This is a genomic window from Arthrobacter sp. B0316-5-4 (genome assembly GCF_059090325.1).
This window is the reverse complement of sequence record NZ_JBNHFN010000005.1, coordinates 527,843-548,332: the sequence shown is the minus strand read 5'-3', so window position 1 is coordinate 548,332 and position 20,490 is coordinate 527,843. Positions and strand designations below refer to the sequence as shown.

General features: G+C 63.7%; 21 protein-coding genes. 6 read left to right on the top strand and 15 right to left on the bottom strand.

Annotated elements, in window-relative coordinates; genetic code table 11:
* Positions 1–535: 535 nt before the first annotated feature.
* Genes rpsN through rpmB form a run of 3 tightly spaced genes read right to left on the bottom strand, consistent with a single transcriptional unit; the run spans position 536 to position 1,249 of the window.
* Complete coding sequence (gene rpsN / locus AC5RU9_RS18230) at positions 536–841, bottom strand: 30S ribosomal protein S14 (RefSeq protein WP_011776360.1); 306 nt, start codon at positions 839–841, stop codon at positions 536–538.
* A gap of 4 nt (positions 842–845) precedes the next feature.
* The gene (rpmG, locus tag AC5RU9_RS18225; RefSeq protein ID WP_003798558.1) at positions 846–1,013 is read right to left on the bottom strand and encodes a 50S ribosomal protein L33; all 168 of its coding nucleotides are present in this window, start codon (positions 1,011–1,013) and stop codon (positions 846–848) included.
* Positions 1,013–1,249 carry a 50S ribosomal protein L28 gene (rpmB, locus tag AC5RU9_RS18220; protein ID WP_011776361.1) on the bottom strand — a complete coding sequence of 79 codons (237 nt, stop codon included), beginning with the start codon at positions 1,247–1,249 and terminating at the stop codon, positions 1,013–1,015. The genes rpmG and rpmB overlap by 1 nt, the downstream gene beginning before the upstream one ends.
* A 394-nt stretch (positions 1,250–1,643) precedes the next feature.
* On the opposite strand from rpmB, the gene AC5RU9_RS18215 reads away from it, so the two are divergent.
* The 3 genes from AC5RU9_RS18215 to AC5RU9_RS18205 are packed head-to-tail and all read left to right on the top strand — an operon-like array spanning position 1,644 to position 4,349.
* Complete coding sequence (locus AC5RU9_RS18215; RefSeq protein WP_494017529.1) at positions 1,644–3,134, top strand: ferredoxin reductase family protein; 1,491 nt, start codon at positions 1,644–1,646, stop codon at positions 3,132–3,134.
* Positions 3,131–3,559 carry an FMN-binding protein gene (locus AC5RU9_RS18210; protein ID WP_494017528.1) on the top strand — a complete coding sequence of 143 codons (429 nt, stop codon included), beginning with the start codon at positions 3,131–3,133 and terminating at the stop codon, positions 3,557–3,559. The genes AC5RU9_RS18215 and AC5RU9_RS18210 overlap by 4 nt, the downstream gene beginning before the upstream one ends.
* On the top strand, positions 3,543–4,349 hold the full coding sequence (locus AC5RU9_RS18205; protein ID WP_494017527.1) for an FAD:protein FMN transferase: 807 nt from the start codon (positions 3,543–3,545) through the stop codon (positions 4,347–4,349). Before AC5RU9_RS18210 ends, AC5RU9_RS18205 begins: the two co-directional genes overlap by 17 nt.
* Here the strand turns inward: AC5RU9_RS18205 and AC5RU9_RS18200 are convergent.
* Together AC5RU9_RS18200 and AC5RU9_RS18195 are read right to left on the bottom strand one after the other, a co-directional pair.
* Positions 4,346–5,110 (bottom strand): SGNH/GDSL hydrolase family protein, encoded by a 765-nt coding sequence (locus AC5RU9_RS18200; RefSeq protein ID WP_494017526.1) that lies wholly within the window; start codon positions 5,108–5,110, stop codon positions 4,346–4,348. The genes AC5RU9_RS18205 and AC5RU9_RS18200 overlap by 4 nt on opposite strands.
* Positions 5,111–5,166: 56 nt before the next feature.
* Positions 5,167–5,646, bottom strand: a complete 480-nt coding sequence (locus AC5RU9_RS18195) for a MarR family winged helix-turn-helix transcriptional regulator (protein ID WP_017198795.1) — start codon at positions 5,644–5,646, stop codon at positions 5,167–5,169.
* Positions 5,647–5,714: 68 nt separating this feature from the next.
* Here AC5RU9_RS18195 and AC5RU9_RS18190 point away from each other — a divergent pair, with 68 nt between their 5' ends.
* On the top strand, positions 5,715–6,002 hold the full coding sequence (locus tag AC5RU9_RS18190) for a YciI family protein (RefSeq protein ID WP_309997067.1): 288 nt from the start codon (positions 5,715–5,717) through the stop codon (positions 6,000–6,002).
* Here AC5RU9_RS18190 and AC5RU9_RS18185 read toward each other — a convergent pair.
* The 7 genes from AC5RU9_RS18185 to AC5RU9_RS18155 form a co-directional block, all read right to left on the bottom strand.
* Positions 5,978–6,802, bottom strand: a complete 825-nt coding sequence (locus AC5RU9_RS18185) for an SGNH/GDSL hydrolase family protein (protein WP_494017525.1) — start codon at positions 6,800–6,802, stop codon at positions 5,978–5,980. The two genes, AC5RU9_RS18190 and AC5RU9_RS18185, sit on opposite strands and share 25 nt — an antisense overlap.
* Positions 6,799–7,620: an SGNH/GDSL hydrolase family protein gene (locus AC5RU9_RS18180; RefSeq protein WP_494017524.1), complete on the bottom strand. Its 822-nt coding sequence runs from the start codon at positions 7,618–7,620 to the stop codon at positions 6,799–6,801. Before AC5RU9_RS18180 ends, AC5RU9_RS18185 begins: the two co-directional genes overlap by 4 nt.
* A gap of 248 nt (positions 7,621–7,868) precedes the next feature.
* Positions 7,869–8,924 (bottom strand): siderophore-interacting protein, encoded by a 1,056-nt coding sequence (locus AC5RU9_RS18175; protein WP_494017523.1) that lies wholly within the window; start codon positions 8,922–8,924, stop codon positions 7,869–7,871.
* Positions 8,921–9,745, bottom strand: coding sequence for an ABC transporter ATP-binding protein (locus AC5RU9_RS18170; RefSeq protein WP_494017522.1), 825 nt, complete (start codon positions 9,743–9,745; stop codon positions 8,921–8,923). Before AC5RU9_RS18170 ends, AC5RU9_RS18175 begins: the two co-directional genes overlap by 4 nt.
* 1 nt (position 9,746) lies before the next feature.
* Positions 9,747–10,859: a FecCD family ABC transporter permease gene (locus tag AC5RU9_RS18165; RefSeq protein WP_494017521.1), complete on the bottom strand. Its 1,113-nt coding sequence runs from the start codon at positions 10,857–10,859 to the stop codon at positions 9,747–9,749.
* Positions 10,856–11,971, bottom strand: coding sequence for a FecCD family ABC transporter permease (locus AC5RU9_RS18160; RefSeq protein ID WP_494017520.1), 1,116 nt, complete (start codon positions 11,969–11,971; stop codon positions 10,856–10,858). Before AC5RU9_RS18160 ends, AC5RU9_RS18165 begins: the two co-directional genes overlap by 4 nt.
* A gap of 5 nt (positions 11,972–11,976) precedes the next feature.
* The gene (locus AC5RU9_RS18155) at positions 11,977–13,047 is read right to left on the bottom strand and encodes an iron-siderophore ABC transporter substrate-binding protein (protein ID WP_494017519.1); all 1,071 of its coding nucleotides are present in this window, start codon (positions 13,045–13,047) and stop codon (positions 11,977–11,979) included.
* A gap of 496 nt (positions 13,048–13,543) precedes the next feature.
* Between AC5RU9_RS18155 and AC5RU9_RS18150 the strand changes: the two genes are divergently transcribed.
* Complete coding sequence (locus AC5RU9_RS18150) at positions 13,544–14,047, top strand: FBP domain-containing protein (RefSeq protein WP_494017518.1); 504 nt, start codon at positions 13,544–13,546, stop codon at positions 14,045–14,047.
* A gap of 67 nt (positions 14,048–14,114) precedes the next feature.
* On the opposite strand, the gene AC5RU9_RS18145 is transcribed toward AC5RU9_RS18150, so the two are convergent.
* The 3 genes from AC5RU9_RS18145 to AC5RU9_RS18135 are packed head-to-tail and all read right to left on the bottom strand — an operon-like array spanning position 14,115 to position 19,883.
* Positions 14,115–17,570, bottom strand: a complete 3,456-nt coding sequence (locus AC5RU9_RS18145; protein WP_494017517.1) for an ATP-binding protein — start codon at positions 17,568–17,570, stop codon at positions 14,115–14,117.
* The gene (locus AC5RU9_RS18140; RefSeq protein ID WP_494017516.1) at positions 17,567–18,433 is read right to left on the bottom strand and encodes a DUF4194 domain-containing protein; all 867 of its coding nucleotides are present in this window, start codon (positions 18,431–18,433) and stop codon (positions 17,567–17,569) included. The genes AC5RU9_RS18145 and AC5RU9_RS18140 overlap by 4 nt, the downstream gene beginning before the upstream one ends.
* The gene (locus tag AC5RU9_RS18135) at positions 18,426–19,883 is read right to left on the bottom strand and encodes a DUF3375 family protein (RefSeq protein ID WP_494017515.1); all 1,458 of its coding nucleotides are present in this window, start codon (positions 19,881–19,883) and stop codon (positions 18,426–18,428) included. Before AC5RU9_RS18135 ends, AC5RU9_RS18140 begins: the two co-directional genes overlap by 8 nt.
* Before the next feature lie 160 nt (positions 19,884–20,043).
* Between AC5RU9_RS18135 and AC5RU9_RS18130 the strand changes: the two genes are divergently transcribed.
* On the top strand, positions 20,044–20,478 hold the full coding sequence (locus tag AC5RU9_RS18130) for a hypothetical protein (RefSeq protein ID WP_494017514.1): 435 nt from the start codon (positions 20,044–20,046) through the stop codon (positions 20,476–20,478).
* Positions 20,479–20,490 lie beyond the last annotated feature (12 nt).

The following is a 20,490-nucleotide window of genomic DNA, read 5'->3' as shown; positions in this document are numbered from 1 at the left end:
TTTTCAGGCTGTTTTGAAGGGGGTTGGCCTCCGCGGCTTCCAGCTCCAGGCTGTCTCACTCGCGGCGACTCAGAAGACATTACACGTCAACGACCCCGCACACAAATCGCCCCAACACCCAGCTCCTCCCCCGCAAACAAAGGCCAAAACCCCCCAAACCGCCTCCCAACCACCAAATACAACCCCACAACAGAAAAAGTGAAGCCCGTCACAAGGTTTCCACCCACCACCCTGCAACCACCACCAGTGACGCAGAACCACAACGCCACCCACCGCCGTCGAACACCAAAGGACGTGAAAGAGCGTCCGGCCCAAACCTGCGGAACGTGAGCGAGCGTTGCTTGGAAGGGGCCGGGACGTGAGAGAGCGTCGGAAGACGGCGGCGGTTATCCGGCAGCGCGCGTCCAAGGGAGGAACGACCGAGCGCGCCGAGGATCACCTCCGTCGACGTCCCGGCGCCGGCACACGAAAGCACGCTTAAACACAAAAAAGGCCGGCAACCATAACGGTTGCCGGCCCTTTCAGAGCTTCGTGATTACCAGGAAGACTTGGTGATGCCCGGGAGCTCACCACGGTGAGCCATGTCGCGGAAGCGAACACGGGAGATACCGAACTTCTGGAGCGTGCCGCGGGGACGGCCGTCGATCTGGTCGCGGTTACGCAGACGGATCGGGGAGGCGTTGCGGGGCAGCTTCTGCAGGCCGAGGCGTGCAGCTTCGCGTGCTTCGTCAGTCGCGTTGGGGTCAACCAGGGTCTTCTTCAGTTCGAGACGCTTGGCAGCGTAACGCTCAACAATGACCTTGCGCTGCTCGTTGCGAGCAATCTTGGACTTCTTTGCCATGTGTTTAGCGCTCCTCTCGGAATTCGACGTGCTGGCGGATCTTGGGGTCGTACTTCTTCAAGACCAGGCGGTCAGGGTCGTTACGACGGTTCTTGCGGGTTACGTAGGTGTAACCGGTGCCCGCGGTGGACTTCAGCTTGATGATCGGACGTACGTCCTTGTCCTTTGCCATTAGAGCTTTACTCCTCGTGCCAGGATGTCAGCAACGACTGAGTCGATGCCGCGTACGTCGATGGTCTTGATGCCACGGGCTGACAGGGTCAGCGTGACGTTACGGCGCAGGGACGGAACCCAGTAGCGCTTCTTCTGAATGTTCGGGTCGAACCGACGCTTGTTGCGACGGTGCGAGTGCGAAATGCTGTGTCCAAAGCCCGGCTCGGCTCCGGTCACTTGGCAGTGTGCTGCCATGACTCTCCTCCAAAGTTTGAATGTAACGGCGTGCAGATGTTCCTGCGTTACCGTGCGACAGGCAGCGTCCGCATCCGATCCAAACCATTTCGGTAGTTTCCGCAACTGGTGCGGCGAAGAAGGTTGGCCTCAGGACAGAGCAGTGGGAACCACTGAAACATGTCCTGGGATACCGGGCGAATACAGGAATGCACGCAACTTGAGCCCCTAACTACCGGCCATCGGGAGGTCAGTAGACTGACACTCACCGCCAACCGGAGCAATTGCACACGATCCGCACTACCTAGCGCCTAACTATTCTACGGGCCAAGCCAAATTAAGACCAATCAGGCATCATACGCCCCCTAAAGCTCTTTCACAGCAGAACCAAAGGATGCTTGGCGAGTCTTGAGTCATGACCTCGTTAATCACCTCCGGGACGCCTGTTGACGGCCCGCCACCAACGGGCCCACCGCTGCCAGGCACGCTGGCGGCCGGGGCGCGGAAGCCACCCAACGCCGTCGAACATTTCCGTACCCAATCACGACGGCGGCTGGCCCGGGCCGATCTTCTGGGGGGCCTTGCGTGGTTGTCGGCTGCGGCGGCGGTGGCCCTGTGGCTGGCCGGCGGCGGTGCGAGCGGTTTCTTGAGCTTCGCGGGAACGATGACTGCACTCGGCATCATCGCGGGCTTGGTCGGCATGGACGTCGTCCTGCTGATGCTGCTGCTTGCCGCCAGGATTCCGGTAATCGACAACACCATCGGACACGACCGCGCCGTGGAGATCCACAAAACCTTGGGCAAGCCGGCGCTGTACCTGCTTTTGGCGCACGGATTGCTGATCGCCATTGGTTACGGCGCCGCGGAGGGACTGGACCCTGTCAGTGAGTCGGTCTCACTGTGGGTGAATGTTCCCGACATGTGGCTCGCCTTCGTCTCAACAGCGCTGTTCATTGCCGTGGTGGTGACGTCCTTGGTGGCTGTCCGCCGCAAGTTTCCCTACGAATATTGGTACGCAATCCACCTGCTCACCTACGTGGCGGTTGGGACTGCCATCCCGCACCAGTTCAGCGTGGGCGGGCTCTTCGCGGAGGGCACATGGCAGCGTTGGTATTGGCTGGCGCTTTGTGTCGTTACAGGCGCAGCCCTCCTTGTGTACCGGGTGTACCAACCGCTGGCCGCGAGCGGGCGGCACCAGCTCACGGTCAGCCGCGTGGTCCGGGTTTCGCCGGATGTCTTCAGCATCGAAATGACGGGCCGCAACCTTGGGCGGCTGGCCGGTTCCGGAGGCCGGTTCTTCTTCTGGCGCTTCCTTGCACCCGGCCACTGGTGGCAACCGCACCCGTTCAGCCTGTCGGCGGAACCATTCCCCGGCACGGCCACTACACCCGGCAAGCTGCGGATCACAGTCCGCAATCTTGGCGATGGTTCTGCCCGGCTGGCACAGCTCAGGCCCGGCACCAGGGTCGCGATCGAGGGCCCCTACGGCCTGTTCAGTACGGCGGCGCGATCCCGTAACCGGGTGGTCATGATTGGCGCGGGCATAGGAATCACTCCTCTTCGTTCGCTGCTGGAAACCACTCCGTTCAAGCCCGGCCATGCCACAGTCCTGCTCCGTGGACACGACGAGACCGAACTCTTCCTCGACCGGGAAATCATGGCCCTGTGCCAGGCGCGCGGAGTGACGCTCTTCCACCTGCTGGGGCCACGGTCCCAGGGCGATCACGCGTGGCTACCCAAAGACGCGGTCCGGGACGGTTACACACTCAGCTCCTACGCCCCGGACATCGCGGACGCCGACGTCTACATTTGCGGGCCCGCTCCCTGGGCGGCGTCAGTGATCCGGGACGTCCGCTCCGCAGGTGTCCCAACGGAACAACTCCACTACGAAAGGTTCGACTGGTGAGAATTCGAGCAGCCCTCGCAACCGCAGTGGCATCGGCGGGGGTCCTCCTGGCCGGCTGGCAGTCAGGGGCCCATATCGCCGAGACCGGCACAGCGACCACAACCAGCCTGAGCAGCACCGCCAGCAACGGGAGCACCGGAAGTACGACGGCGACAACTTTCGACGGCGCGCAGGTCCAGACCCGCTTCGGTACAGTCCAGGTTCGGGTCACCATCCAGGACGGCAAGATTACCGAAGTCACACCCCTTCAGCTCACGGATGCGGAACGGAAATCCGCGCAGATCAGCAGCCGGGCAGCGCCTGTGCTGAGGTCTGAAGTCCTGCAAGCCCAATCAGCCAACGTCCAAACCATCGGCGGCGCGACTGTCACCAGCGACGCTTACCTCACTTCTCTCCAGGCGGCCCTCGATGCAGCGAACTTCTAAAGTGCAGCGGCTCCGGGCCCGGACGTTCCCCAGCATGGGCACCGTGGTGAGCCTGACCGTGGCAAGCACAGCGCCTGCCGAGACCGCCGTCGATGAGGTCGAGTCCGCCGTCGAGGTCGTTGAAGGAATTTTCGCGCAGCTGGACCTGACGTTCAGCCTTTACCGGGCAGGCTCGGAGGCGAGCCGGTTGGACCGCGGTGAGCTGACCCTGGCCTACGCCTCTGAATCAATGCAGGAGCTTTACGCCGAGGCATCCGAGTGGCGGCTCGCGACGGAAGGGGCCTTCACGGCAGAGCGCCCTGATGGCGGTTTGGACCTGTCGGGAATCGTGAAAGCACATGCCATGCGTGAAGCGGCGTTGTCGTTGAGGGCACTCGGGCTGCGGGACTGGTGCGTCAACGCTGGCGGGGACGTGCTGGTAAGTGGGTCCCCCGATCCCGGCCACTCAGCTCCGGACACCAAAGAACCGTGGCTTGCCGGCATCGTGGATCCTTTGGACCGGCAGGCGCTATTGGGAGCTTTCCCTTTGGAACCCATGACCGCCCTGGCAACGTCGGGGTCAGCGGAACGTGGGGAACATATCTGGGCGGTTGGCTCGAACAGGCCGGAATTCGCGCAGGTGTCCGTTGCCGCATCGGACATCGTGACTGCCGACGTCCTTGCAACGGCCATCGTTGCCGGTGGCGCGGGCGCCCTGGATCGGGCCGTGGACAGGTGGGGCGTTGAGGTGCTCGCGGTTCGCCGGGACGGAACTCTTCTTTCGACGCCCGGTTTCAGGAAAGCCGCTTAGAGCGGCCTGACCAGTTGGGCGTACTTCGGGCTCAGGCCGTCCCCCGAAGAGACCCCCCGCAGGCGGCGCGATACCCAGGGGGCAGCGGATTCCCGCAGCCATCGGGCGTTGGCCTTGAGGGACTCCACCCGGTTCGCCAGCCGCAACGGGGCCAGTTCCGGCACCTCGATCACGTGCTCGTGCTCAAGGACGTCCAGCACCCGCTTTGCCATATTGACGTGACCGGCTGTGGACATGTGCATCCGGTCCTCGCCCCACATGCGCCAATCGTCGTATTCGTCGAATCGCCAGTAGTCCACCAGCAAGGCGCCGTGGTTTTCTGCGATTTCACGGACCAGTTCGTTGTAGATCGCCGTACGCCCGCGCATGGCGCTGAAGACTTTTGAGCCTTTCGCATCAAAGCCCGTGAAGAGGACCACGGTGGCGCCCGTCGCGCTCAACTTAGCGATGCCGGCGTCGTACTCCTCCAAGAGCGAATCGATATCGATCTTGGGCCGCAGGATGTCGTTGGCCCCTGCGTACAGGGTCACCAGGGTTGGATTCATGGCGACGGCGGCATCCACTTGCTCTGCCATGATCTGGCGGAGTTTCCGGCCGCGGATGGCGAGGTTGGCGTAGCCGAAGCCCGCGTTGCTGTGGGCGAGCTGCTGGGCCACAACATCGGCCCAGCCGCGAACGCCGTTGGGACGGGTGGGGTCCTCGTCGCCGACACCCTCCGTGAACGAGTCCCCCAGGGCAACATAACGGGCAGAAAAATCCATGCCGTCAGTTTGCCACTTCACCTGTCACGGCCACAAAGCAGGGTTTATTCGTCCGCTTAGGAATCCCGAAGGATCCAGTGGTTGTTGTCCAGCCGGGCCACGATCTTCTCACCGATGCGCGCGAGGTCGGCGACGTCGTCGGGGCTCAGCGAATCCAGCATCAGCGTGCGCACGGATTCCACGTGTCCCGGGGCAAGGGACACGATGGTGGACATGCCTGCGTCGGTCAGGTGCGCGACCGTGACGCGGGCGTCGCCGGGGTGCGCCTGCCGTTCAACCCAGCCACGTTTCTGCAACTTGGTGACCACATGCGAGAGCCGCGACAAGGAGGCACTTGTCCGCGCAGCGAGCTCGCTCATGGGGAGATAACGGCCTTCAGTTTCGGAGAGCATGGCCAGCACGTTGTAGTCGAAAAGGGAGAGCTTACCGGCCGACTGCAGCTGGGTGTCCAACGCCGAGGGGAGCAGGGTGTTGATGCTGAGCAGCGCCAGCCAGGCACGGCGTTCGTCGGCGTTGAGCCAGCGGGGTTGAGTCATGCACCCATCTTATGAGAATCCACAGCTTCCTTAGGTCCCCTTGACCGCCCAACAGATAGGCTGTGCGCATGTTCGTAGTCTCATTGACCTACAAGGTTCCCGACGAAATTGTCGACTTCCACCGCCCGGGCCACATGGCCTGGCTTAAAGAAGCGTTCGACGGCGGGATCTTCCTCGCGTCGGGCCGTCGCGTCCCAGCCACGGGAGGCGTGCTTCTGTCCAAAGTTGACCGGGCCACGCTGGACGCGTCCTTGGCTGAGGACCCCTTCTACAGCAATGGCGTGGCCGATTTCGAGATCATCGAATTCACCGCCACCAGCGTCGCTGAAGGCTACGAAAACCTGCTCGACAGCTGATTTTCCCTCGCTTTTGCGGTACCCAGCCGTTCGGGCAGCACCACGGGCATTAGCTCCGGCCAACGCGCACCCAAATGGTCGCCGCTTGAGACTCCCCGGAGCCGACGCGCGAACCACGGTCCGACGTCGCGCTTCAGCCAGGCGACGTCGTCGACGATGTTCTTAGCCAAGGACCCCTGGCGGGGAGCGGCGAGCGCTGGCGGCTGGAGCGAGTGCGGCGCCCCCAGGACCTCAAGGACCTTTTTGGCCATATAACTGTGGCCGGGAGATGCCATGTGCAGGCGGTCCGGAGCCCACATACGAGGGTCCTGGAACTTCTCGAAGCACCAGTAGTCCACCAGGAGCGTCTGGTATTTCGCGGCAATCCGTCGAATGCTGCGGTTGTAGATGGCCGTGCGGACCTTGAGGGGCTCAAGCAAAGGAGACAAGGGGACGTTGTAGCCCGTGAATAGCAGCAGGGTAGCTCCGCTGGCTTTGAGGCGACTCACTGCGTGCTCGTAGTCCCGCATGAGCTGGGCCATGTTCAGCCTTGCCATCACGAGGTCGTTGCCGCCTGCGTAGAAGCTGACCAACGTAGGACTCATGGCCAGGGCGGGCTCGATTTGTTCGTCGATGATCCGCTGAAGCCGGCGCCCGCGGATGGCAAGGTTGGCGTACTGTGTGCGGTCATCGTGTCGGGCGAGTTCCTCCGCTACCCGGTCCGCCCAGCCACGGCAATTGTTCGGCAGCCGAAGGTCGATGTCGCCAACGCCCTCCGTGAAGGAGTCTCCGAGTGCCACGAACCTGGTCTGTTCCTTCACTGCGTTTCCTCCCGGTCTTGCACGAGCTTTTTCAGCCCGCCTTTGCGTGGGACCTTCACGGGCTGCGGCCAGCGTGGGCTGAGGGTGTCCCCCAGCGTGATGCCCCGCAGCTTGCGTCCGAACAGGGGCACCACCCAGTCGTTGACCCAACGGCGCTGCCGGCGTTCCCATTCGCGCACTGACATGCGGGTGGGCGGGTCCCATTCCTTGGGCGAGATCTTGTGCGGCACATTGAGGTGGTCCAGGACCTCGGCGGCCAGGTATTTGTGGCCGGCCTTGGACATGTGGAGCCGGTCCGGGGCCCACATCCGTGAATCCTTGTAGGCGTCGAAGCACCAGTAATCCACCAGGACGGCGTCGTATTTGGCTGCGATGTCGCGGACGCGTTGGTTATAGAGGGTGTTGCGCTTCTTGAAGGGCTCCAGCACGGCGGACACCTTCACATCGAAGCCGGTGAACAGCACCAACGTAGCGCCGGTTCCGCTCAACCGCGCGACCAGCAGTTCGTAGTCATTCAGGAGCGCATCCATGTCGGTTCCGAAGTCGAGGATGTCGTTACCGCCGGCGTACAGCGTGATCAGCGTCGGTTCCATGGACAGCGCGGGCTCGAGCTGTTCGTCGATGATGTGCCGGAGCCTCTTGCTGCGCACGGCCAGGTTGGCGTACTCCCAGCCCGGCTCGGCCTTGGCCAACTTCTCGGCCACCCGGTCGGCCCAGCCACGAACGCCATTGGGCAGGACCTTACTCGGGTCCCCCACGCCTTCGGTGAAGGAATCCCCCAAGGCGACAAACCGCCGTCGTACGTTCTCCCCAGCCACCACCTGCCCGACGCTACCGCCGCGCGGTTAAGTGCGAGCCAACCCCAAGTGAACTCGGGAAACGGCATGTGAGAGAGCGTCAGCGGGAAGCAGGCGGGATGTGAGAGAGCGTCAGCGGGAAGAGGGCCGGTTGGCGGGCATCCGGCAGCGCGCGTCTAAGGGAGGAACGACCGAGCGCGCAGAGGATGCCCGCCAAGCGGCCACCCAGCGGCCCCCAGCGCAGGCCCCCGAATACCCAGCGGAGAGGATCAGCCCTCCGCTTTGCCCCGCCGCCAGTACCCCATGAACGCAACTTGCTTGCGGTCGATGCCCACATCCCGCACCAGGTACCGCCGCATTTCCTTGATGACGAACGCCTCGCCTGCGATCCATGCGTAGAACGGCAGGGCACCAGCAGGCAGCGTGGGGTTCTTGGTGGCTTCGATAGCTGCAGCGTCCATGCGTTGGGGGGTCTCCCAGAGGATGTCCTGGTCCACATTGACGTCTTCGGGCTCGGGGCCGGCGGCCGTCTCGATCCCTTTGAGACCTACCCAGCCGGGCACTGGTACGGCTTTGGCCACGGCTTCTTTGAGGAGCTCACCGTGCGGACGGGATCGTCCGATGGCCGCACCTCGGGCCAGCCACGTGATTTCGATGTCGGCGGCCGTGGAGATGTCCTGGAAATCTGCTGCCGAGGGTACTTCGAGGAACGCGTGGCCGGTCATGTCGGCGGGGAGGCTTTCCAAAATGGCGCTGATGGCGGGTACTGCGGTTTCGTCGCCCGCGAGGAGGACACGCTGGGCAAGGCCGGGACGCCATTCGATGCCACCGTAGGCGCCGGCTGTGGTGCACTGTGCTGCGCGGTTGTTGGGTCCGATGATGGTGAGCGCGTCACCGGGTTTCGCGGCTAAGGCCCAGTTGGCTGCCGGCCCGCCGTGGCCGTCGTCGTCGAAGTGCATGACGAAGTCGATGTCGATTTCGGGGTACACGGCGTCGAGCCTTTCGGAGCGGACCGTGTACGTGCGCATGTCTCCGCGGACGACGGGATCCATGGCCAACCATTCCCGGTACCAGCCGGCTTCTTCCATCTTGAAGGGAGGCAGCGGAATCTGCTGCCCGGAGGCGTCGAAGGAGGGAATCATCAGCTTCACGCGCAGGTCAAGGGTGTCCCCCGCTACGCCAAAGTCGCGCAGGGAGTAGCCGCCGAACGTGATCCGGCGGAAGTTGGGGCTCAGCTCCTGCACGGCCGTCACGGTGACGTCGAAGGCGAGGGTCATGGGTTCCACTGCGGCACTTGCCTTGGCCTGGGTGGGTTGTGCACTCATGAGGCGATCTCCAGTTCGTTGGTTGAAGCGGGGCGAGCGTGGTGGCGTCCGATGGGGACGATCAGCGGTGTACCTGAAATAGGGTCCGGAACAACGCGGGATTCCAGTCCGAAGACGTTGAACACGAGCTCCTCGGTCACCACTTCCGGTGCGGGACCTTCGGCTACGATGCACCCGCCCTTCATGGCGATGACGTGGTCTGCGTAGCGGGCGGCGAGGTTGAGGTCGTGAAGCACAATGGCCACCGTGGTGCCGCGGCTGCGGTTGAGGTCCGTAATCAGGTCCAGGACTTCCACTTGGTGCGCGAGGTCCAGGTAGGTGGTGGGTTCGTCAAGCAGCAGCACGTCGGTTTCCTGGGCCAGGGCCATGGCGATCCACACACGCTGGCGCTGCCCGCCGGACAGTTCGTCGATGCTTCGCTCAGCGAGTCCAAGGGTGTCAGTGGCGTCGAGCGCGCGCTGCACTGCGGCGTCGTCACCCGCGCTCCAGCTGCGGAAGAAGCCTTGGTGCGGATACCGCCCGCGGCCCACGAGGTCGCGTACGGTGATGCCGTCGGGGGCGGTGGGGTGCTGCGGAAGCAGGCCGAGCGTGCGGGCGAGTTCGCGGGCGGGACGGATGTGGATGTCCTTGCCGTCGAGCGTCACGGTGCCGCCGGCTGGCTTCAGGAGCCGCGAGAGTCCGCGAAGGAGCGTGGATTTGCCGCAGGCGTTGGCGCCCACGATCATGGTCACCTTGCCTTCGGGGATCTCAGTGGTGAGCCCCTCCACCACCTTGCGTGCCTCGTATTGGAGCGTAAGGTCCTTGGCATTAAGGACGGCCATCTCAGGCCTCCTTTCGGTTCGACGTGACCAGCAGCCACAGCAGGAAGGGAGCACCGAGGGCGCCGGTGATGACGCCGACCGGTAGGACGGTTCCGTCGAGGATGACGGGGGCAATGTTGGAAGCGAAGAAGTCTGCGAGCAGCACGATCAGCGCACCGGTGAGGGCCGACGCCGGGAGGCTGGGTTTGCGGACGACGCGGCGGGCGATCGGGCCGGCGAGGAACGCGACGAACGCTACCGGTCCGGCCGCGGCAGTCGCGACGGCGGCGAATCCGACGGCGGTCAGCACCAGTCCCAGCCGGGTTGCGTTCACCTTGATGCCAAGTCCGGCCGCAGCGTCATCACCGAGTTCGAGGATCCGCAACGGGCCAGCCAGTGCAATGACGGCGGGAATCAGGACCAGCATTGAGACTGCGAGAACTCCGGCACGGTCCCAGGTGGAGGAGTTCAGGGAGCCGTTGAGCCAGATGAGCGCATCGGCGGCCGTGCGGATGTCTGCGCGGGTCATGAGGAAGTTGACTACCGCGTGGAGGGCTGCGGCGATGCCCACTCCGGCGAGGATGAGGCGATTGCCTGCCGCGTTGCCCCGGCTGCCACCGCCCGCGCCTGAGCTAGTTCCTCGGGAGATTGCGTAGATGATGGCCGCGACACCGAGTGCTCCGCCCAGCGCAGCCCAGGAAACAACAGCGCCGGACGCGCCGAAGATCACGATCGCCGTCACGGCCGCCGCGCTGGCGCCGTAGCTGATGCCGATGATGTCCGGGCTTGCCAGCGGGTTCCGGAGCATGGTTTGGAACAGCGCCCCGGCAAGGCCGAACGCGATGCCGATCATGGTTCCAACTACGGCGCGTGGCAGTTTGTGCTCCATGACGATGAAGCTGGCGCCCGGGATTTTTTCCCCACCGGTCAGGTGGTTGACGACGATGGTGAAAAAGTCCGGAATGGTCACTGTGTAGCTGCCCAGGAGGACATACACGGCGAACATGACCACGAGGGCCAGCCCAAGGAAGAAGGTGGGGCCCAGTACTCGCCGAAGTGACAATTGATGAGGGTGTTTGGGGGAAACATTGTCATCAAATGCCAACTCGGTGGGGAGTTTGTGGACGGTGCTCATAGCCCGGCCCCCTTGCCCCGGCGGATGAGCCAGACGAAGACAGGCGCGCCGATGATCGCAGTCATGATGCCCGCCGGGACTTCGCCTGGGAGCAGGATGACGCGGCCAAGGATGTCGGCGCTGATCAGGAGAACAGGGGCGGCAACCACAGAGAAGGGAAGGATCCAGCGGTAGTCCGGACCTGTCAGAGAGCGGACGGCGTGGGGAATAACGAGCCCCAGGAATCCAATGGGACCGGCCAACGCGGTGGCGGAGCCGCACAGCAACACGATGCCGAGTCCGGTGATTCCACGGGACAAGGCGACGTTCTGCCCCAGGCCCCGGGCAATGTCGTCACCGAGCGCCAGGCTGTTCAGGACGCGGCCGCCGGCCAGGATAATGACGGCGCCGATTGCCAGGAAAGGCAGCGCCGGAAGGAGGACGGACCAATCGCGTCCGCCAATGCTGCCCACTTGCCAGAAACGGAAACGGTCAAAAGTGTCCTGGCTTGAAACCAGGATGACGTTCATCAGGGAGAACAAGCCGGCGCTCAGGGCCGCACCTGCGAGCGCGAGCTTGACCGGCGTCGCACCATCACGTCCCAAGGACGCAACGGCATAAACAACGACGGCGGCCACTGCGGCGCCGATGAATGCGAACCAGATGTAGCCCGACAGCGAGCCGACACCGAAAACGTAGATCCCCACCACCACTGCCAGGGCGGCACCGGCGTTCAGTCCAAGGATGCCGGGATCGGCCAGCGGGTTGCGGGCCACGCCCTGCATGGCTGCGCCGGCCAAGCCAAGTGCGGCTCCGGCCAGGAGTCCTAGGACAGTGCGGGGAATCCGGGCGATAACCACCGCGTGGTTGCCGTTTACCGGATCGAAGTTGGTGAGGGCTTCCCACACAGTGTTAAGGGGAAGCCCGCGTGCGCCAATCGCCAAGGAGGCGGCGCACACTGCGGCGAGTACGACGACGGCCACCAACAGCCACGCAGAGCGCTTGGCTGTTGCGCCCCGGGAAGCGGTGACAGCTCCGGTTCCCTTGGTATCAGAGGTGATGCCTCCCGGGCCAGCCGACACCAAAGTGCCGTCGCCCCGCCCCTGAAGTGCCGTCGTCGTACTCAGTTTCATCGCAGTTACTTGCCCGCTGCGTCGGCTGCTTTACCCAGCTGCGGCAGGAACGTGTCCAGCGCCCATGGCAGGCTCAGCGGCGAGGAGGCGGAGATGGCGAGCGTCAGAGTCTGGTCCGAGTCGGCAACCAGTGCGCCCTTCTTGACGGCTGGGATCTGGCCGAGCAACGGGTCGGCCTTGATGGCGTCGGCCGTGGTGGAGTCCGGAACCCAGGTGACGAAGACGTCCGATTCCAGCTCGTTTGCCTTCTCAGCCGACCACGGGATGAAGAACTCGGTCTTGCTCTTGGTGTTCTGCTCCACTACCGGGGCGAGCTTCATGCCGATTTCCGAAAGGAAACGGGGACGGTTGTCGATGGCGGTGTAGACGTTGGCGCCGTCACCCTTGGCGGGCTCAAGGTTGCCGTAGATGAAGGTCTTGTCCTTGATCTGCGGGTATTTGGACACCTTGTCCTCGACCGTGGCCTGCGTGTCCTCGATCAGCTTCTTGGCCTCGGTTTCCTTGCCCAGGGCCTTTCCAATCAGGGTGGTGCTTTCCTGCCACGGAGTGCCGTAGGCGAGCTCCGGCTGCGCCACAACGGGGGCGATTTCGCTGAGCTTCTTATAGTCTGCTTCTTCCAGGCCCGAGTAAGCGGCCAGGATAACGTCCGGGTTGAGCTTGGCGATCTCGGTGAAGTTGATGCCGTCTGCCTCGGAGAACTGGACCGGAGCCTTGTCGGTGCCAAAGCCGGCGCCGAGCTTCTCCAGTGCTGCGTCCTTCCACGGGGTGGAGCCCTTGTCGTTATTGCCCCATTCGTTCTTCGGAACGCCAACCGGGACAACGCCCAGGGCGATCGCGACGTCATCATTGACCCACGAGACAGTGACTACGCGCTTGGGCTGTTCCTTGATGGTGGTCTCACCAAAGACGTTTTTGATGGTCACCGGGAAAGCTGCGGATTCTGCCTGCTCAGTTGCCGGAGTGGAGGTTGCCGGGCCAGTGGAGCAGCCGGTGAGGGTGAGGGCGACGGCGGCAAGCGCGGCCGTCGCGGTACCTGCTGTTTTGAGCAGGGCGCGGCGTGGGAGAAGGGAAGCCACGGGACTCCTTAGGTAAGTGATGCGATCCTAAGTAAGGCTAGCCTAGCCTGACGAGAATTAAGAAACATTTACGTAACCTATTCCCAACTGAGGCGCAGATCACAACCCCGACCCTCCATCACATCCCACCCCCTTCACCCCGACCCTCACTCACATCCCACCCCCTTCACCCCGACGCTCAATCACATCGGGTGGACAGCGCCGCCCGGATTTTGGGAGGATAGCGGCAGCGGACTACCGCTTCCACGGGCAATTACGAGGGGTTGAGCATGCGCACTGCATCAGTTGCTGCTGCCACGGTTAGCGAGGTGGCCACTTTGGCCTGCTTGGCACTCCCCCACACGTCGGCATCCCTCTAGGCAATCCAGGCATTACGGACCGCCCCGGCTTATAGCCGCGCGCGTTGCTGTGCCCTTCGCGCGGATGACCGACGTACCGAGCCATCCCGCGCCCATCTTCGTGCGCGGACGTCGACCATTTCCAAGGAAGCATTGCCATGCAGAAAATCACTGCCCAACAGGTCCGTTCGTCCTTTATCAACGCCAGCCGTTCCGAGGCTGCGAAACTCAACCTCCCCTCCACCTTTGACACCCTCGACTGGGAAAACCTCGAGTTCCTGGGTTGGCGGGACGAGAAGATGCCACAGCGTGGATACCTTGTAGTTCACCACCAGGAAAAGCTCACCGGGGTGCTGCTCCGGGCACCCGAGGGCGGATCCGGGAAAAGGCGGGTAGTCCTCTGCGAACTGTGCCGCGACGTATTTTCCAAAGAGGACGTCTACCTGTGGGTCGCCAAGAAGGCCGGGCAATCCGGCAAGGACGGGAACACGGTGGGAACCCTGATTTGTGCCGAGTTCGGCTGCAGCGCCAATGTGCGCAAGGAACCACCCGTCAACGAGATCAACCCGGACCCGGCCGTCGTCGTACTCCGGCAGATCGCCGGGCTGGAGTCCCGGACGGCGCTGTTCCTTGACCGGGTCCGCGGCGACTCAAAACGCTAGCCAGCAACGCGGGGTTTACACCCGGCCCGTCCGCCGGTCCATCATGGGCCAGTGACCCCGCGTTGCGTCAGCGCAGGACGATGTCCACAGGGTTTGCCTCTGACCGCCAGGCCCCAGGCTCGCCCGGTCCGGCGATGACCGGCGCCGTGAGCACACCCGAGCGGTTGGTCCGCTTGTCCCGCAGGATTTCAGTGACGGAGCCAAGGTGCCGGGACAGGTCGATCACGTTTTCAGGAGCAGCCAACAGCAACTGGAAGCCAAACTCGTGAAGGGCCTTGATGCCGGCGCCAGCGAACTCCTCCGAGGCCAGCACGAACGCTTCGTCCATCATCACAGTGCCGTACGTCGTGAACCCCTGCTCTGCAATGCCCAGCTGGTAGCTCAGCGCAGCAGCCATGATAAACGCCGTAAAGCGCTGGCGCTCACCGCCGGACATGGAGCCGGTATCAGCATGCATGAAGACTTCGGTCTTCTTCTTGCCTGCCTTGCCCGACTTCGCAGGCACTTCTCGGTGTTCCTTGCATTGGATGAACAAATGCCCGCGAACATCCAGCACCTCGGCACGCCACCGACGATCCTCAGGCGTCTGCGATCCGAGCCGCTTAACCAGGGTTTCGAGCGACTTGTAGCGTGCGGTGAGCTCCGCGTCGTCGTCGTTTTCGGTTGTCGGCGAAGCGCCGCGTGACGGCCGGGTGTGCTTGGCCTTCAAGGCGTTCTGGATAGCATCCTTGAACACCTTGGCCGTCGGGGGGAGGGTCTGCTTGATGTCCAGTTCCAGGAAGCTGCCCTCATGGAAGTTAACCTGCGACAGGATTCCGTTGAGCGGGAGGATGCGGCTGGTGATGCTGCGGCGTTCCTCGTCCAGCAAATGCAGCAGCGTGCTGAAAGACTCGTGCGTGCGCTGGTTGAAGAACCGCCGGAACTCGGCCTCCTGCGCCGGCAAACCATCGCTCACAATCGCGTGGTACCGGGATTCGAAGTCGCCGGCAGCACCGATTGACGTGCCGTGGTCCGCGCTGATAGCGCTCCCCCAGTCGCGGACGAAAGCCTCGAACATGCGAGTCAGCCGCTCGGCCGTCGCCTGGCCGCGAGACTCCGCGTTACGAAGCTCATCGAGCAGGGTGTTCCGGACGCTGTTTGCGAGATTGTCCAGCTCGTAAAGCTCAGACACCTCCGCAGCACCCGCGAAGTACGGCTCCAGGGCGGCCACGGTGGACCCCGACGGCGGCGCCTGCTCAAGCTTCAGCCTCGCCGCATCGAGCAGGCCGTCAGCGGTGGTCATCTGATGGTCGAGCGCCTTGTATTCGCTCTGCAGCACGGCGGCCGCACCTGTTGAGGACTGGTGCTTTTCGCGGACTGCCTCGATGGTGGCGCGCAGTGGTTCAAGGTCTGCCTGGGCTGCCAATGCATCCGTCAGGCGCTGTTCGATCCGGGCCAGCTCATCCGCAGCAACTGCCGCGGAAACCTGCTCCCACGGCCGCTGGTCTTCAGCAACCCGGCGGAGCGCTTCGAGCTGGCGGGCCATGCCCTGGTGCGAGTCTTCGCGGCTCTGCGCCAACTCCGCAGCCTTGGCCAACTCGTTTTCGAGTTCTCCGACGCGGGCTGCGACAAGTTCGAGCTTTGAAGCGTTGTCGAAGCCCAGCACGTAATCCTGACGGCTGGTGAACCGGTCGTCCTTCTCCACGGTGTGCCTGTTGCGCTTGACCACGCCACCCAGGCTCAGACCTTTGTCCATCGAGGCCAGTTCATCCGGATCCTCCACGCACGGGTACGCGAAGTCCAAGGCGATCCGCTCGCGGATCCATTCCCCGGCGTCGGCATTGGCGCCCGAGGTGAGGATGCTCAACTTAGTCAAGAGGTCGCCGTCGGACACGTCCTCCACAGCCAGTGCGCCGCCTGCGAGCGGCTTGGACACGTCCACTGCGCGCAGGGCCCCGCGGACGGTGTTGTCGTTCAAGTACCGCGTAACCGCAGCGAAGTGTTCCCCCGGAACCAGCAACGTGGTGGCCAGGTTCCGCAAGGCGCGCTCAGCTGCGGGGCGCCACTGATCCTGCCCCTCGGCGAGGTCGATCAGCTCGCCGCCAAACGGCATCCGTTCTTCCGGGACACCGGTCGCGGCTGCGATGGCGGCCCGGTTTTCAATGCTCGACGGCGGCAGCAACGACTTGCGCGACCGCAACGACAACAATTCCTGCTGGGCCGCCGCCAGCTCACGCTTCTTGGTGGCATGGCCATCGAAAGCTTCGAACCGGAGTTCCTTCAGTGCCTCCGAATCATCCTTCAACTCAGCAGACCGGGCAGCTGCCTGCTCATGCGCCTGATCCCAGCCCTCGGCGGACCATTCAAGGTTCAGGCCGGCGTCAGCCAACGCCTTCTTGGCCGAATCCTCAACCTGCTGACGCAGCTTCAAGCCAACTCGGGCGTTCTCCAGCGACTGCTCTATTGCCGAAATGGCGTTGCCGCCCCGGTTGTTGTAGTCCAGCTCAAGGTCGCGGAGCTCCTTGGAGAGGGCATCCCGGACCGTACGCTCGGCGGCCAGCTCCTGCGCTTTGGACTGCGCAAGCTCCTTGAACCGGGCCAGCGTCTTGGCATGCACTGTGACGGCAAGCTGCTGCTTATAGGCCTCAAACTCCTCGCCGGCCAACTCCCGGAGGCGGTTCGCGTCCAGCAACGCCTGTGCGTACTCCTTGTTCAACCCAGGAACCGGTGCCAGCTGGTCGCGCTGCTGCCGGACGTCCTCCAGCCGCTGCCGAATGGACATCAGGTTGCTGAACTCTTCCACCACATCGTCCGCTGCCGCCAAGGTAGCCGGCGCGTCAAGAACCTGCTCGCGGAAGAACGTGTTCACGCTGCCGCCCAAGCCCTTCCCGGCCTGGATCACCCGAAGCAACGGCAACGCCTGGTCCGAATTGATGCCCAGGAGCCTCCGGAAACGCTCCGCGAACGCCTTGTGGACATCGAACACCTGGCCGTCCGGGAAAATCCCCTCCAGCGCACCCTTGGTGAAACGCTTCTGCGCAATCCCCTCGATCGCCTCAAGGTCCAAAGGCTTGCTGTCGATGACATAGAAGCGCCCCACGCTGGATTCCGTGCCGTTTTTCGGCAGGTCAAAGAGCGCCGACACCGTCACCTTCGTGCCGGCCGCGTTATCAAACGTCAGCGCGACGGCGGACCATGTGGCACCCGGTCGCTGGAAGGCACTGGCCGAGCTATCGCCCACCGCCTTATCACCGACCTTGCCGCGCATGTACGTGAACGTGGTCCTCTTGTCCTCCACAGCGCCGCCGGAACGCTGGGCCGCGGCCTCATTGGAGCGCGGGCGGGCATCGAACACCCGAAGCATGGCATCGAAGAGCGTGGACTTGCCCACGCCCGAGTTGCCCGTCAGGAGGGTGCCCTTGCGGTCGACGTGCATGGTGTGGGCGCCATGGAACGTGCCCCAGTTGACCACTTGCACTAAGGCGAGCCGCATCTGGCCGGGGTTCGTGAGCTCACCGAGGGGGAGCATGCTTGCGATGGTCACTTGGCTGGTCCTTCATTTGTTGCGTCCGCGGCGGGGGCGGCATCGGCGTCGTTGTCGCCGTTTTCGTCGTCGCTGGAGTCGGAGTCGGGTTCCAGGTCGAGGAGGGGTTCTGTGCCTGATTCGTCGGCGGCTACTGCCACGAGCGCTTCGATTTGGGCCGGGATGTCGCCGATGTTTTCGAAGGGCAGGGCCAGGGGCAGCGCGTTGCTGATCGTATAGCTGTCGTCCAAGGGCGTGGGGAGGAGCAGTTGGCGGGCCAGGAGTTTGGTGATAGTGCGGGTCACGACGTCGGAGTCGCGCAGGGCATCCTGTTGGCCGGCGGGGGTGTAGTTGGCCACCAGGTCCGAGATCTCCTCACGGGTGATCGTCGGGTCCGTCTGGGCAGTGACGTGGCGGTCCAGCAGGAGGCGGAGCCTCAACAGCACAATGGTTTCGACGCGGCTCAAGGCACGCTGTTGACGGAGGATGCTGGAGCGGGAGCTTGCGCCGATGATCTCCGGATCGACGGGCCGGAGGACAGCGATTTTGCGGTCGTGGTCCAACTGCAAGGTGAGGAAGAGTTCCGAGAGTCGGCTGCGGAGAATCAACTGGTTGTCCAGCAGGGTGGTCCACAGCTTCTCCTCCCGGCCGCCATCTATGTACGGGCCTTTGAGGAGCTTCACCAGTGCTTGGCGGACCTTCATGGGGAGCACCCCCGTATCGCCCGGGAACAGGGCAGCACCGTCGACGAAGGAGTCGCGCGGGGTGACCCGGAACGGATCGGAATGGCTGGCTTCCACGGTGACCTCGCCCGCGTCGGTGACCTCGCCGGCGTCGGCGACATCCGTCGTCGTGATTTCCTCAGTCGTGATTTCCTCAGTCATCAGAATCCTCATTCAGCGTGACGACAGGCAGGTACGCAGTGCGGATGCTGCCGTCGATTTGTTCGAAGTCAATGTGTTCCCAGGCGGCGCGGTCGAAGGCTGCGCCTGACTGGAGTGCCACGGAGAGCAGGGTCCGGACAGTGTTGATGTGCCGTTCCTCGGCGGGGAGGTTCTCCCATGCCTCGGCCAAGGTGGCGGATCCCGCCATCGCGGCCCGGACAACCGCGGGTTTGGCCTTGCCGGTGCGGGCCGAGCGAACCCTGTCCGAGTCGCTGAAGGCGATGGGATCGGCCAGGCGCGGGGGCGTGGCGAACTCGTCGGGGTCGAACAGCTTGACCATAGCCAGCGACTCGAACCCGGCGTTGAACAGGACAGGCCCGCGAACCAGGCCGGGCCGGTCGCGCTCGTAGGGCAGTGAGCGGATAGCTTGCTCGGCCTCGGCGAGGACCTTGCGCAGGCTGACCGACTGCCGCACGTCGTCGCTTTGGATGTAGGTGTTGAGGCTCTCCGAGAGCTTGCCGTAGATCCGCTGGATTTGGCTGTGCTGGTACCTCAGCTCCGCCACGAGGTTCTTGAGGGTTTCGCGATCCTCAGGGGAAAGGTCGTCCGCGAACTGCCGGCTCAGCACTTCGCCGATCGCCGACCGGAAGCGCAACTGCTGCTGCGGGTCTTCCAGGAAGGCCGTGAAAGAGCGGAAAGTGCGCCCCTCGGGGCTTTGCCGCAGCCGCTTATCGGCCTCCAGGACCTGGGCCATGGTGGCACCCTTGCTCAATGACTCCTCGATGATCTGGTTGCGGAGTTCGCCCACCAGTTCCTCGATGCGGTCACGCATCTTCTTGTAGTCGGCGGGCAGGCTCGCGGCGAGGTCCAGAATGTTACCGGCAGCTTCCACGGCTTCCTCGTCGTCAAGCAAGCCATCGAACTCGCCTGAACTGATGTCCTCCACCAGTTGCCGGCGTTCCTGGATCTCCTCCTCGAGGGCTTCCAGTCGGGCGCTCTGATCCGGGTTGGTCTCGTTGGCGAGCTTCTCCACGTCCCCCAACAAGGTGCCCAGCCGCGAACCATTCAACGTGGACCGCTCGCTCGACAAGCTGTCAAGGAATGCCAGAACGCGGGCCGCAGGCTCTGTGACTTCGTAGACGATCTGGCCGGATTGGTTACGGCGCGTCAGGAACTGCTTGCGCGTCCATTCGTCACCGAACAGTTTGCCGTTTTGCTGGCCTCCGAGTGCCGGGTCCTGGCGGCGGAGCTGCTCAAGGAAAGCATCGACGTCGGCGTGGAACTCTTCGAGCGGAAGCTGCGGCCGGGTGCGGGTGAAGGATGCCTGAAGTACCGCGATCACCCATGGCGCGGATCGCGTGAGAGCCCATGCCGGGCCCTTGGTTAACAGTTCGAGATCACGGAGCCTCGCACCGATGGCGTCCGCTGAGGACATGGCTGAACGGGACAACTACTCTCCTTCAGCTGCTGCGAAACCTGGCTGGCAGCGGAAACTGCCCCGTACAAGGTTAACGCAGAGCGTCGCGGGGGCGTCGGACGGCGCTGAAGTACCGCCGTCGAACGCGTAGCGGGGGCCGCCGTCGCAACCATTCCGTAACCTACCGTCTGGTATGGTTTCGATCCCGTATCAACGCGTCCGCGGCGCGCGTCTGCACTGGCCCGAATGCGCCCCCACCCCTAATGTCAAAGCATCGACGCAGCCACGCCGCGCCGTCCCACGCACCGTCGCCCCGGGGGGAACCATGGATTTCGATGTCACTGCGCTTGAAACCGGCACGTACGTAGTTCTTGGAACACTGTTTTTCGCCGTACTTCTGGCCGCTTTCATAGCGGCGGCAGCTATGGCGACCATCATCCTTATTGGGACCATGGGCATCGCCTGGTACGCCGTGAAGGGCGTCCTGGGAGGGCTCGTCCATGGCATCAACTTTGCGTGGGACAGCCTGGTCCACCACGCAGGCCAAGTGGAGATTCCGGCCGAATTCCAGCCGCAGATTTCCCCTAGCACGGGTAGCTACTCACGGGTAGCATTGAGGGACAGCTGAAGGGTTCCCACC